This is a genomic window from Acidobacteriota bacterium (assembly GCA_039028635.1).
In the GTDB taxonomy this organism is placed as follows: domain Bacteria; phylum Acidobacteriota; class Thermoanaerobaculia; order Multivoradales; family JBCCEF01; genus JBCCEF01.
This window is the reverse complement of record JBCCHV010000004.1, coordinates 116965-130555: the sequence shown is the minus strand read 5'-3', so window position 1 is coordinate 130555 and position 13591 is coordinate 116965. Positions and strand designations below refer to the sequence as shown.

The window sequence follows — 13591 nt, the reverse complement described above, 5'->3', positions numbered from 1 at the left end:
CTAGTCCTCCTTGCGCCGCGAGAAAGCCAGCTCGAGAAGAGTCTTCTGCTCGATCGAGTGGGCCTTGGCAGAGCCGGTCGCCGGGCTGGCGCTGGCGGAGCGCTTGATCGAGCGCACTTTGATGCGATCCGTCACCAGGCGGCGCAGGCGCGGCAGAACGAAGTTGAGGGGCCCCATGTTGGCCGGCTCTTCCTGCACCCAGATGAGCTGCCGAGCCTGGGGGTGGCGCTCGAGCTCGGCGCGCAGCTCGTGCTTCGGGAAGGGGTAGAGCTGGTCGAGGAAGACCACCGCCGTCGCGTCGTCGCCACCGCGCTGCCGCTGACGCAGCAGCTCATGACCGATCTTGCCGCTGCACACCAGAACTCGATCGGCGTTCTCGACCTGCGCATCCCCCACCACCGGCAGGAAGCGCGGCCTCTCGAGCTCCGCCAGGCTGGACGTCGAGTCCTTGTGGCGCAGCATCGACTTGGGGGTGAAGACCACCAGCGGCTTGCGCCACTTGCGCAGCGCCTGGCGCCGCAGGAGGTGGAAGTACTGGCCCGCCGTCGACGGCTGACAGACCTGGATGTTGTCCTCCGCCGCCAGCGTCAGGAAGCGCTCGAAGCGGGCGCTCGAGTGCTCCGGCCCTTGCCCCTCGTAACCGTGCGGTAGCAACAGCACCAACCCCGAGAGCAAGCCCCACTTGTCCTCGGCGGCGGTGACGAACTGATCGATGATGATCTGAGCACCGTTGGCGAAGTCACCGAATTGCGCCTCCCACAGCACCAGCGCCTCGGGGTAGTCGCGCGAAAAGCCGTACTCGAAGCCCATCACCGCGGCTTCCGACAGCATCGAGTCGTAGATCTCGAAGAAGGCGTCGTCGCGCGCGATGCCGGCCAGCGGCACGACTTCCGACTCGTCCTCGATGTCGATCAGCACGGCGTGGCGCTGGTTGAAGGTGGCGCGCCGGCTGTCCTGGCCGGAGAGGCGCACCGGCACCCCCTGATGTAGTAGCGACGCCATCGCCAAGGCTTCCGCCATGCCGAAGTCGATCGGCCGCTCGCCTTGCCCCATCTCGGCCCGCTGGTCGAGCAGCCGCTTGACCTTGGGGTGGATGTGGAAGCTCTGCGGGTAGTAGGTGAGGGCCTCGGCGAGCTCGCCGAGGGTTTCGCCATCGACTCCGGTGTCAACCTCGAAGGCGCCGTCGTAGGCGCCCCCGATGTAGGCGTCCCAATAGCTCGGCGGTCGCGCCAGCGCCGGCTTCTTATCGATGCTGGTGGCGCGCTGATGGGCCGCCTCGAGCTCGGCACGGACTTCGTCGTGCTTGGCCTTGCGCTCGGCCTCGCCGAGGCCGATCTGCTCGGCGTAGATCTCCCACAGGGTGGGATGGTTTTCGAGGGCGCGGTAGAGCAAGGGCTGGGTGATGGTGGGGTCGTCGACCTCGCTGTGGCCATGGCGCCGGTAGCCGATGACGTCGACCACCACCTCGCTGCCGAAGGCATAGCGATACTCCACCGCCAGTCGCGCCGTGCGCACCACGGCATCGAGATCTTCGCCGTTGACGTGGAAGATCGGAACCGGCAGGCGCCGCGCCACATCGGTGGCGAAGTGGGTCGAGTTGTAGGCGTGGGGCTCGGTGGTGAAACCGATCATGTTGTTGACGATGACGTGCACCGTGCCACCGACGTCGAAGCCTTCGAGGGAGCTCAGGTTGAGGGTCTCGGCGAGGATCCCCTGACCGGCAAAGGCCGAGTCGCCGTGCAGCAGAATCGGCATGACGCGGCGGCGCTGCTCGTCTCCGAGGCGCTGCTGCTTGGCCCGGGTACGACCCAGGGCCACCGGATCGACGGCTTCGAGATGACTCGGGTTGGAGGCCAGGTGGATGCTGATCTCACGCCCGCGGGCGGTGTGGAAGACGCCGGTGGCCCCCTGGTGATACTTGACGTCACCGCCGCCGAGGACGCTCTTGGGATCGACGTCCTCGAAGCCGGCGAAGAGGTGCTCGAAGGGAGCACCGACGACGTGGGCCATGACGTTGAGGCGCCCGCGATGGCTCATTGCCACCACCGCCTGGACGGCATTCTCGTCGGCGGCGACATCGAGCATCTCCTCGAGCAGCGGAATGATCGCCGTCACGCCCTCGAGGGAGAAGCGCTTCGAGCCCAGGTAGCGAGCCTGCAACATCTTCTCGAAGGCTTCCGCCCGCACCAGGCGGTCGAAGACGCGCGGATGATCGACCGGCGGCGCTTCGCCCTCCATGCGCTCCTGGATCCAACGCCGGCGGGTGGGATCCGGGATGTGCATGAACTCGACGGCGATCGAGCCACAGTAGGCGCGCCGCCCCTGTTCGGCCACCTCGCCCTCGAAGTCGAGCTGGCCGAACGGTGGTGTGGGCAATCGACCGAGGGGATCGAGCTTGGCTTGCAGATAGCCCCAGCGGCGGAATGCATCGAGGATCTGCTCGTGTTCCTGCTTGTTGGCGGTGACCGTCTGATACTCGCTCATGGCCCCCGAAGGATACCGCTTTCTGGTTCTTTTGGCGCCCCCGCCGAAGGCCGCTTCGGCGGTCGCGCCCATGCTAGACTCACGCCCCGCAAAAAGCCCTCAAATCCCTCAGCCCTCGGCGTAAAGAGAAGGCTCGAACATGACTCGGAAGATCTCCTGCAGGGGCCTGCTCGCGGCGCTGACGGCCAGCGTCCTGGCCCTCGGTACGACCCTATCGGCAACCGCCGACGCCCTGCCCGACAACCCCTACGTTCCGGCTTCGACGGGCGGACTCGAGCGCATCGAGCGCGCCCTCACCAAGCTGCAACAGCATCGCCGCCTGATGATCGTGGCGGCGCACCCGGACGACGAAGACACCACCCTGCTGGCACTGGTCAGTCGGGGCCTCGGAGGCGAGGCGGCGTACTTTTCCCTCAGCCGCGGCGAGGGCGGCCAGAACCTCATCGGCACCGAGCTCGGCGTCGGTCTCGGGTTGCTGCGCAGCCGCGAGCTCGAGGCCGCCCGGCGCATCGACGGCGCTCGCCAGTACTTCGCCCGCGCCTTCGACTTCGGCTACACGCGCTCCCTCGACGAGACCTTCGAGCGCTGGCCCCGGGAGATTCTCCTCGAAGACACGGTACGGGTGATGCGACGGTTCAAGCCGCAGGTGGTGGTGTCGGTGTTTCCCCCGGACGCCCGCGCCGGCCACGGCCAGCACCAGGCCGCCGGCGTCATCACCGGCGAGGCCTTCCGCGCCGCCGGCGACCCCAAGGCCTTTCCGGAGCTGATCGCCGAGGGCTTGGCGCCCTGGCAGCCGAGCGCCTTCTACCGCGCCGCCTGGTGGAATCCGGAGGGCGCCTCCATGACCTACGACCTGGCCCGCCTCGAGCCGGTGAGCGGCCGTTCGATCTTCCAGATCGCGATGGCGAGCCGCAGCCAGCACCGCTGCCAGGACATGGGCATGCTGCAGCCCATCGGTCCCCAGGAAGGTCGACTCTCCTGGGTCGAAGGCGGCGCCGGCAACGGCGGCGACCAGCCTTTTGCCGGCCTCGATACGGACCTCGCCGGCCTCGCGTCGACGCTCCCCCCGGGGGACTCCCGCGAGCGCCTCGAGGCGCTCCTGCGCCGCGCCCAGGGCCTCGCCGAAGAAGCCCACGGCCGGGTGACCGCGGCCGATCCCCAGGCCATCCTGCCGACCGCCCTGGAGATCCTCGACACCCTGCGCCAGGGCCGCCAGTGGATCGACATCGCGGAACCGGCGGCGGACCTGTTGGACGAGAAGATCGCCGTCGCCGAAGAGTTGGTGGTGAGCGTGGCCGGCCTCGCCGTCGACGCCCACAGCACCGCCGAAGGCCTGATCCCGGGAGAGGCCATCACCCTCGAAGCGGCGCTCTGGGATGCCGGCGCCAGCGGCGCCGAGCTCCTCGGCCTCGAGGTGATCAGCCCGCGCGGCCTGGACCTCGACGTGACGCCGACGGAGCTTCCCGAGCGCAGCGGCTGGATCGCTCGCTTCTTCGGTCAGGATCAGCCCGAGAAGGGCTTCTACCTGCGCGCCTTCGAGGTGACGGTGCCGGCCGGCAGCGCCCCGTCGGTGCCCTACTTTCTGGAGCGACCCCGCCGCGGCGACCTCTACGACTGGAGCAATGCCCCGGCGACGGTGCGCGGCGAGCCCTTCGGTCCGCCAGTGCTCTTGGCGCGCTTCCGCATCGCGCTGGGAGACCAGCGTCTGACCCTCGTGCGGGAGGTCGTACACCGCCACCGCGATCAGGCCGAGGGCGAAATCCGCTACCCCTTGCGGGTGATGCCACCCCTCGAGATCGACCTCGGGCGCGACCTGTGGGTGTGGCCAACCGGCGACGGGGCACCCAGGGACCTCGAAGTGCTGCTGACCTCGCGCTCCGGCGCACCGGTGAGCGGCCGCGTCGAGGTCACCGTGCCGGCGGGCTGGCCGACCGTCGCCCCGGCCTCCTTCCGGCTGGAGAAGAGCGGCTCCCGGGACAGTGTCCGCCTGCAGGTCAGCCCACCCAATCCCTTCCCGCCGGGCAACTACCGCCTCGGCCTCGAGGCGGTGGTCGAGACGACGCAGGGCCAGCTACGCCTCGACCTCGGGCTGCCCAAGATCGACTACTTCCACGTTGTGCCGACGCTGCAGCCGCGCCGCGCCGAGGTCCGCATCAGCGCCACCTCTCTGGCGGTGCCCGGCCTCGACCGCATCGGCTACGTCCGCGGTGCCTCGGACCGCGTGCCGGAGGCATTGCGCGAGGTCGCCCTGCCGATCGAGATGCTCACCCCCGAGACCCTCGCCAGCCAGGATCTGTCGGTCTACGACGCCATCGTCATCGGCAGCCGCGCCTACGAGGCCACCGCCGGCCTGGCGGCGGTCAATCCGCGTCTGCTGGAGTACGTCGAGGCCGGTGGCCTGCTGCTCGTCCAGTACCAGCAGTACGCCTTCGCCGGTGGCGCCTTCGCCCCTTACGCCTTGACCATCGACCGGCCCCACGACCGGGTCACGGACGAGACCGCCGCGGTCACGCCGCTGCTGCCGCAGCACCCGGTGTGGACCACGCCGAATCGCATCGCCGAGTCCGATTGGTCCGACTGGGTGCAGGAGCGCGGCCTCTACATGGCGGACACCTGGGACGAAGCCTTCGTGCCGCTGCTGGCGATGGCCGATCCCGGGGGCGAGCGCCAGGAGGGCGCCCTGCTGGTGGCCGACTACGGTGAGGGAACCTACATCTATACGGGGCTGGCCTTCTTCCGGCAGCTACCCGCCGGCGTGCCCGGCGCTTATCGCCTGTTCGCCAATCTCCTCGCACTTTCCGGGAGCTGATCGTGAGCCGTCACCTACGCTGGTTGTTGATTGCGCTGCCCCTCGCCGCCGCCTGTAGCGGTGGAGGCGACCAAAAGCTGTTGGTCTACTCGCCCCACGGCCGCGACCTGCTGTCCCTCTTCGAGACCACCTTCGAAGCCGAGAATCCCGGCGTCGACGTGCGCTGGCTCGATATGGGCTCGCAGGAGATCTACGACCGGGTGCGCTCGGAGAAGGCCAACCCCCAAGCCGATGTCTGGTTCGGGGGCCCATCGACTATCTTCGCCCGCGGAGCCGAGGAAAATCTCTTGGAGCCCTTCCGGCCGAGCTGGGCGGGGGCGATTCCGGCCGGCTACAACGATCCCGCGGACCGATTCTTCGCCGCCTACCGCACCGCCCCGGTGCTGCTCTTCAACTCGGCGGCGATCGCCCCCGAGGACGCGCCCGCGGACTGGGAAGACCTCCTCGACGAGCGCTGGCACGACCAGATCCTGATTCGCGATCCCCTCGCCAGCGGCACCATGCGGATCTTCTTCGGCATGATCCTGGAGCGCTCCCTGCGCACCACCGGCGATCCGCGCTCCGGTTTCGAGTGGCTCGGGCGCCTCGATGGGCAGACCAAGGAGTACGTCCTCAATCCGGTGCTGATGGTCGAAAAGATGGTTCGCCAGGAGGGTCTGCTGACGGTGTGGGAGCTCACCGACGCCCTCTGGCAGCTCGAGCGCCGGATGCCCCTCGACTATCGCTTCCCATCGAGCGGAACACCGATCATCGTCGACTCGATCGGTTTGGTCGCGGGAGCTCCCAACGGCGAGCTCGGCAAACGCTTCATCGAATGGGTGGGCAGCCCGGAGGCGCAGGAGCTCGCCGCCCGCGAGGCCTTCCGGCTGCCGGCGCGCAACGACCTGCCGACGGAGGATCTCCCGGCCTGGGCCCGCGAAGTGCTCGAAAACATCGTGCCCGCCGAGGTCGACCGCGACGTCATCGAACGTCATGGCCCCGACTGGATGTCGACCTGGGATCGCAGCGTGCGCGGTAAGGGCGCCGCCTGAGGAGGCACCCGGCAGCTCCATGGATCGACCCTTTCTCGCCCTCCAGGGCATCGAAAAGCGCTTCGGTGACCAGCGCGTCCTCGACGACATCTCGCTCGAGGTCGCGGAAGGCGAGATCCTCGCCCTCCTCGGACCGAGCGGCAGCGGCAAGACCACCCTGTTGCGCCTGCTCGCCGGCTTCGAGCACCCCAACCGCGGCAGCATCCGGGTCGATGGCCTCGATGTCGCTCCCCTGCCGCCGGCCAAACGCCGCTTCGGCATGGTGTTCCAGCACTACGCCCTGTTCCCCCACCTCACCGTCGGCGAGAACGTCGCCTTCGGCCTCGAATCGGTCGCCTTGCCGGTGGCGGAGCGCGCCAGGCGCATCGCCGAGATGCTCGAGCTGGTCGACCTCGCCGGCTTCGAGCAACGCCGCGTCGGCGAGATCTCCGGCGGCCAGCAGCAGCGTGTCGCCTTGGCCCGAGCCCTGGCACCGCAACCCAAGCTGCTGCTCCTCGACGAGCCCCTTTCGAACCTCGATCCTGCCCTGCGCGAGCGCACCCGGCGCGAGCTGGCGGCGGCCTTCCGGCGGGTCGGCATCACCACCGTGTTGGTCACCCATGAGCAGGAGGAAGCCTTCGACCTCGGCGACCGGGTGGCGGTGCTCCACGCCGGCCGGCTGGCTCAGGTGGGACGCCCCGAGGAGCTCTACGGTGAGCCGGCGACGCCCTTCGTCGCCGGCTTCGTGGGCCGCGCCAGCCGCCTTTCCGGTCGCGTCACTGCGGGCGGCCAGGGCATCGAGCTCGAGGCCGGCGTCACCTGGCCCGCGGTCAATGCCGACGACCTCGCCGATGGCGCCGCGGCCGAGCTCGTGGTGCGGCCCGAGAGCCTCGCCCTGAGCCTCGCCACCGCTGAAGGATCGCCCGCGGTTCGAGGCGAGGGACTGACCGGTACCGTCGTCGGCCGTCGCTTCACCGGTCCACTGACCTACTTCCAGGTCGTTCTGGCCACGGGCACCGAGATCGAGGTTCTGGCCCCCTCGGACGCCGCCCGGCTCGACGAGGCAGTGATCGTCAGCGCTGCCGGCAACGGTCCGCGACCGCGCCTCTTTGCCCCCGGAAAGCTCCCGTGAGGGAACGCCGACCGCCCAGCCGCCGCGCCTCCCGCTCGGCGGCCTTCGCGCTCGCCGCCTTCCTCGGCTGGCTGGTCGGCTACCCGCTGCTGATGACCCTGCTGCAGGCCCTCGGGCTCGCCGGCGGCGATGGCTGGAGCCTGGCTCCGTTCCAGGAATTCGTCAGCCGTCCCGACGAGTGGCTGGCACTGTGGCGCAGTCTGTGGATCTCCCTCGCCTCGGTGGCTCTGGCGGCCGCCATCGGCATTCCCCTGGGCTTCATCTTCGAGCGCACCGAGTTTCCGGGACGCCAGTTCCTCGGCGCCTTGATCGCCCTGCCGGTGGCCCTGCCGCCATTGGTCGGAGTGATCGCTTTTCTCTTCCTCTACGGCGAGAGCGGCTTTATCTCGCGCGGCATTCGGATGCTGTTTTCCCTCGACGGACCGCCCTGGCGGCTCAACGGTCCCGGGGCCATTCTCCTGGTTCATGCGTACTCGATGTACGTGTACTTCTACCTGTTCACTCGCGCCGGCCTCGCCCGCCTCGACAACGCCCTGCTCGAAGCCGCCGCTTCCCTCGGCGCCGGCCCCGGACGCACCCTGCGAAAGGTCACCCTGCCGCTGCTCGGACCGTCCCTCGCCGGTGCCGCCCTGCTCACCTTCATGACCTCTCTGGCGTCCTTCTCGGCGCCCTACATCTTCGGCGGCGGCTTTCGGGTGATGACCACCCAGATCGTGTTCTCGAAGCTCAACGGCGAGACCACCATGGCCTACGTCGAGACGGTGACCTTGGCGGCGATGGCCCTCGTCGCCCTCTGGGCGATGCAGCGCCTCAGCCCGCCGGCGGCGGTGGAAGGCGCGGTACGCGGCATCGCGCCGTCACGGCGGCAGCTACGCAGCCGCTGGAGCCGCGCCCTCGCCGGCGGCGCCGGCTACGCCCTCGCCGCCCTCATGCTGCTGCCCCACGCCACCCTCGTACTGATCTCCCTGGTGCCCCCGGGTACCTGGACGACGGAGGCCTGGCCGCCGGTCCTCAACTTCGACAACTACCGCCTGCTGGCCGCCGAGCCGGGACGACTGACGCCGGTCTGGAACTCGCTGTGGATGGCCACCGTGGCGGCGCTGGCGGCGGTCCTCTTGGGCTTCCTGGCAGCGCGCTCGTCGCTGCGCCACAAAGGCCGGCTCGGCCGCCTTCTCGAAGGACTTCTGTCGCTGCCCTGGGCGATTCCGGGCACCGTCTTCGCCGTCGCCCTGGCGACCACCTTCAGCGTTCAGCAACCCTGGTTCGGCCGCTTCGTCCTGATCGGCACCCCCTGGATCCTGCCGTTGGCCTACCTGGTGCGCAATCTGCCGATGACCGGCCGCGCCGCCCTCGCCGGCCTCGGTCAGCTCGACGGCGCCCTCGAGGAGGCCGCCGCCTCCCTCGGCGCCAGCCCCTGGCGCACCGCCCGCCGGATCGTGCTGCCGCTGGTGCGGCCGGCGCTGGCCGCCGGCGCCAGCCTGGCCTTCATCACCGGCCTCGGTGACTTCGTGACCTCGATCGTGCTCTACACCTACAGCACGCGACCGATCTCGATCGAGATCTTGTCGAACCTCCGGCTGCAAGAGCTCGGCGTCGCCGGCGTTTACGGCGTCTTGTTGATGATCGCCGGCACCACCGCCTTCGTGCTGTGGGGCCGCAAGGAAGCCGCCTGATGACCCAGCCTCCGATGCTCAAGCGCCTGTGGGTGATCATGGTCACCGGCTTCGTCGACATGATGGGTTTCCTCATCGTGCTGCCGCTGCTGCCCTTCTACGCCCAGCGCTTCGGGGCAACCCCTGCGGATGTCGGCTACCTGGTTGGAGCCTTCTCCTTCATGCAGCTGGTCAGCGCTCCCTTCTGGGGTCGCCTGTCGGATCGCTGGGGGCGCCGCCCGATCATCCTCACCAGCCTGGTGACGTCGGCCGTCGCCTTCGTGTTCTTCGCCCTCGCCCAGTCCCTCTGGATGCTCTTCCTGTCGCGCCTCATCCAGGGTGCCGCCGGCGGCACCGTCGGCGTGATCCAGGCTTACGTCTCCGACGCCGCCGGCCCCGGCCAGCGCGCCAAGGCCCTCGGCTGGGTGACCGCCGCCACCAGCGCCGGCGTCATGCTCGGTCCGGCGGTGGCGTCCTTCGCGGTGCAGTTCGGGGAAAGCGCACCGGGCTTCGTCGCCGCCATCCTCTGCCTGCTCAATTTCGCCTTCGCCTGGCGCTGGCTGAGCGAGCCCAAGGGCGCCGAGACCGGCGATGCCTCACCGCCGACGGCGATCTGGCGCACCATGGCCGAAGTGCTGCGACGCCCCACCGGCTCGGTGTCGGCGCTGATCTGGCTCTACGCCGTCAGCATGATGGCCTTCATGGCCCTGAACGGTGTTCTCGCCCTCTACCTCGAGCGCGTTTTCGGCGTCACCGAGGCCAACATCGGTTGGTTCTTCGTCTACGTCGGCGGCCTGTCGCTGGTGATGCGAGCATTCGTTCTCGGCCCGGTGATCGACCGCCTCGGCGAGCTGCGCACCCTGCGCCTCGGCTGGATCGCCCTCGCCTTCGGCCTCGCCATCCTGCCACTGCCACGCTCGATCTTCACCCTGGCGGTGGCGGTGCTCTTCGTACCCGTCGGCACCGCTTTCCTGTTCCCCGCCACCACCGCTCTGGTCTCAGAGCGGGCGAGCAAACGCCAGGTCGGCCAGACCCTCGGCGTGCAGCAGACCTTCGGCGGCGTCGCCCGCTGGCTCGGCCCCTCCTGGGCCGGCCTGCTGTTCCAGCATGCCGGCATCGCCACGCCGTTCTGGGTCGCCTCGGCGCTGGTGGCGGTCGCGGGAACCATCGCCTGGGGTGTGATCAAACCGATCAGCGCCGAGGCCGCAGCTCCGGAAGCGGCGCCGGCCCCGGACCCCGTCGCCCCCGCCTGAACCCCCGACGCCAAGGTCCGATCGCAGCGGGCCTGCTCGCCTCGCCGCCGCCGAGATCGCTGGAAACCTCACCTTCACGCCATTCGTAAAAACAGAAACGCCACCGGAACGGTGAGAGCCCGACACCCGGGCCACCAGGGGCCGGCGCGCCAGAAAGCGCTGTCGGCAACCCAACCAGCAGGAGAGCACGCTCTCCGTATCGATAGAATTCACCAAATCAAACCCCGCTCAATCTCGAAGGAGATGGAAGGAATGCAACAGATCCATCGCTGGACCCTCGCCTTGGCGCTTGCCGGCCTGGTCGTCGGTAGCGCCGCCGCCGACGAGGGCATGTGGACCTTCAACGGCTTCCCCTCGGCCAAGTTCGAAGCCGAATACGGATTCGCCCCGAGCCAGGAGTGGCTCGACCACGTGCGCCTGTCGTCGGTGCGATTCAACTCGGGCGGCTCCGCCTCCTTCGTGTCCGCCGACGGCCTGGTGATCACCAATCACCACGTCGGCCTGGACTGCATCCAGAAACTGTCATCGGCCGAGAACGACTTTGTCGGAGAGGGCTTCGTCGCCCGCCGCTTGGCCGATGAAGAGGTCTGCCCGGACCTCGAGCTCAACGTCCTCGACAGCATCGAGCGGGTCACCGATCGCGTGCGTGCCGCCGTCGGCGACACCAAGGACGCGGCGGCCGCCGGCGAGGCCCGGCGCGGCGAGCTGTCGCGCATCGAGAAAGAGTGCCAGGACGAAACCGGCCTGCGCTGCGACGTCATCACCCTCTACCGCGGTGGGGAGTACGACCTCTACCGCTATCGCCGCTACACGGACGTGCGCCTGGCGTTCGCACCGGAGGCCCAGTTCGGATTCTTCGGCGGCGACCCGGACAATTTCAACTATCCGCGCTACTGCATGGACTTCGCTCTCTTCCGGGTATGGGACGGCGACGAGCCGGCGCGCACCGAGAACTTCCTCGAGTTCAATCCCGCCGGTCCGCAGGAGGGCGAGGTGATCTTCGTTTCCGGCAACCCGGGCTCGACCGGCCGCCTCAACGCCGTCGCCCAGCTCGAGTACCTGCGCGACGAGGCCTACCCCCATACCCTGCTGCGCCTTTCCTACCTGCGCGACGCCCTGCGCAGCTTCGCCGCCCGTGGCGAAGAGCAGGAGCGCATCGTCGAGGACGATCTGCTGGGTGTCGAGAACGGCATCAAGGCGATCTCCGGCTACATGTCGGGATTGGTGGACGACCAGCTGATGGCGCGCAAGACGGCGGACGAGGAGCTGCTGCGGGAGAAGGTGGCGAGCGATCCCGAGCTGGCGGCACGCATCGGCGACCCCTGGGCGGACCTCGAACGGTCGATTACCATCGGACGCACCTTCGCGCGCCGTTCGGAGGCCCTCGCCGGCCTCAGCGGCACCAAGCTGTCGGGCATCGCCCGGCGCCTCGTGCGGCTGACCGCCGAGGTCGAAAGGCCGAACGCCGAGCGCCTGCGGGAGTTCCGCGAAACCGCCATGCCCTCGGTGCTCCAGCGCCTCTACTCGAAAGCTCCGATCTATCCCGAGTACGAGCAGTTCCGGATGGAAATGGCGCTGCGCCAGTTCCGGGCTCAGTTCGGCCTCACCAACCCGCTGGTGCTGGAGGTCTTCCAGGGCAAGACCGCGGAAAAGCTCGCCGCGGAGCTGATCTCAGGCACCAAGCTGGCCGACGTCGAGGTGCGCAAGAGCCTCGTGGACGGCGGCGTCGCGGCCGTGAAGGCCTCGGACGACCCGCTGATTCGCCTGATGCGGACCATCGACGAAACCGGCCGTGAGCTGCGCCGTCGCAACGACGACGAGGTCAGCGCCGTCCGCCGAGCAGCCAACGAGAAGATCGCCGACACCTTCTTCGAAGTCCACGGCACGGACACCTACCCGGACGCCACCTTCACCCTGCGGCTGTCCTACGGCCAGGCCCTCGGTTATCGCGAAGGGGAGCAGGACATCCCTTGGGTGACTCAGCTCGGCGGTCTCTTCGAGCGCTCCGAGAAGTTCGGCGGCGAGGCGCCCTTCGACATCCCGCCGACGTTGGCCGCCGCGCGCGACCGAATCGACCCCGAGACGCCCTACAACTTCGTCTCGACCCACGACATCATCGGCGGCAACTCCGGCAGCCCGGTGATCAACCGCGCCGGCGAGTTCGTCGGCATCATCTTCGACGGCAATCTCTTCGCGCTCCCCAACCGCTTCGTCTACAACGACGAGCAGGGGCGCTCCGTGTCGGTGCATGCCGCGGCCGTTCTCGAGACCTTGCTCGAGATCTACCCCGGCGCCGAGCACCTCGGCAAAGAGCTGATGGAAGGAGGTCGCTAGCGCGCTGCTGGTTTCCGGTGAGCGCGGTTCAAACGCGAAAAGGCCCGGCGTTTGCCGGGCCTTGAGCGATCAAGGTTGGTTGCGGGGGCAGGATTTGAACCTGCGACCTTTGGGTTATGAGCCCAACGAGCTACCAGACTGCTCCACCCCGCGTCACCTTGAAGCGACGGTCGTGTTCCGCCGCGGAGGCGAATCGTTGCACAGTCCCGACGAGGAGTCAACACCCGGGCCGGCGGCCCGGAGAGGCCACCTCTAATCGTCGAGGTGGATCAGGAACTCGTCGTGGATCTCGGCACGGAGGGCGGCGAGATCCGCCTCCTGGGAACGCCCGCGGCGGGCCTCGACGATCAGCACATGGGGCATCTCGTCGGTGTCCGTGTAGGTCTCGTGGCGCTCGAGGCCCTGGAACACCTCGAGATCGCTCTCCCGGTAGCGGCACCAACGGAGATCCTCGAAGCCACAGGCGCGCAGCGCCCGTCCGAGGAGCTCGCGGTTCCACAGAAAGCGATGGCGCCAGCCATAGAAGGCGCGGTTGGCGCGAATCGCCGCCTCTTCCTTCTGCCGGCCCTCGAAGTAGGGCGGATAATGGGTGCTCCATACCCAATCGAGATTGGGAGTCGAAAGGCGCAGCCAGCCGTCCGGGCGTAGGACCCGGTGACACTCGAGCAGGAAGGCCAACGCCGCCTGAATGTCGAGATGCTCGAGAAAGTGCTCGGCGTAGACCGCCTCGACGTTGCGGAAGTCGAGTCCCTCGGTGACATCGGCCACCACATCGACGCCGGGCAGGGCCTGGATATCGATATTGACCCAGCCTTCGAGGCGGAGCTTGCCGGCTCCGATATGGAGCTTCTGAGGAACGCGACGCAGGAGGGGCATGGAGGGAATTCCGAGGGGCCGGCGCAGTCTATCAGCGCCTC

General features: G+C 68.7%; 8 protein-coding genes and 1 tRNA gene. 6 read left to right on the top strand and 3 right to left on the bottom strand.

Features of this window, described 5'->3' with window-relative positions:
- The gene (locus AAF604_03135) at positions 1-2484 is read right to left on the bottom strand and encodes a 2-oxoglutarate dehydrogenase E1 component (GenBank protein ID MEM7048621.1); all 2484 of its coding nucleotides are present in this window, start codon (positions 2482-2484) and stop codon (positions 1-3) included.
- A 139-nt stretch (positions 2485-2623) separates the two neighbouring features.
- Here AAF604_03135 and AAF604_03130 point away from each other — a divergent pair, with 139 nt between their 5' ends.
- The 6 genes from AAF604_03130 to AAF604_03105 all read left to right on the top strand — a co-directional run bounded on the left by AAF604_03130 (position 2624) and on the right by AAF604_03105 (position 12674).
- Positions 2624-5293 carry a PIG-L family deacetylase gene (locus tag AAF604_03130; protein ID MEM7048620.1) on the top strand — a complete coding sequence of 890 codons (2670 nt, stop codon included), beginning with the start codon at positions 2624-2626 and terminating at the stop codon, positions 5291-5293.
- 2 nt (positions 5294-5295) lie between these two features.
- Entirely contained in the window at positions 5296-6324 is a 1029-nt protein-coding gene (locus tag AAF604_03125) for an extracellular solute-binding protein (protein MEM7048619.1), read from the top strand.
- 19 nt (positions 6325-6343) lie between these two features.
- Entirely contained in the window at positions 6344-7435 is a 1092-nt protein-coding gene (locus AAF604_03120) for an ABC transporter ATP-binding protein (protein MEM7048618.1), read from the top strand.
- On the top strand, positions 7432-9108 hold the full coding sequence (locus tag AAF604_03115; protein ID MEM7048617.1) for an iron ABC transporter permease: 1677 nt from the start codon (positions 7432-7434) through the stop codon (positions 9106-9108). Before AAF604_03120 ends, AAF604_03115 begins: the two co-directional genes overlap by 4 nt.
- Positions 9108-10340: an MFS transporter gene (locus AAF604_03110; GenBank protein MEM7048616.1), complete on the top strand. Its 1233-nt coding sequence runs from the start codon at positions 9108-9110 to the stop codon at positions 10338-10340. Before AAF604_03115 ends, AAF604_03110 begins: the two co-directional genes overlap by 1 nt.
- 252 nt (positions 10341-10592) lie before the next feature.
- On the top strand, positions 10593-12674 hold the full coding sequence (locus tag AAF604_03105) for a S46 family peptidase (GenBank protein MEM7048615.1): 2082 nt from the start codon (positions 10593-10595) through the stop codon (positions 12672-12674).
- A gap of 76 nt (positions 12675-12750) precedes the next feature.
- On the opposite strand, the gene AAF604_03100 is transcribed toward AAF604_03105, so the two are convergent.
- A tRNA-Met gene (locus AAF604_03100) sits at positions 12751-12827 on the bottom strand.
- Between the two features lie 99 nt (positions 12828-12926).
- Positions 12927-13550: a methyltransferase domain-containing protein gene (locus AAF604_03095; GenBank protein MEM7048614.1), complete on the bottom strand. Its 624-nt coding sequence runs from the start codon at positions 13548-13550 to the stop codon at positions 12927-12929.
- Positions 13551-13591: the final 41 nt, after the last annotated feature.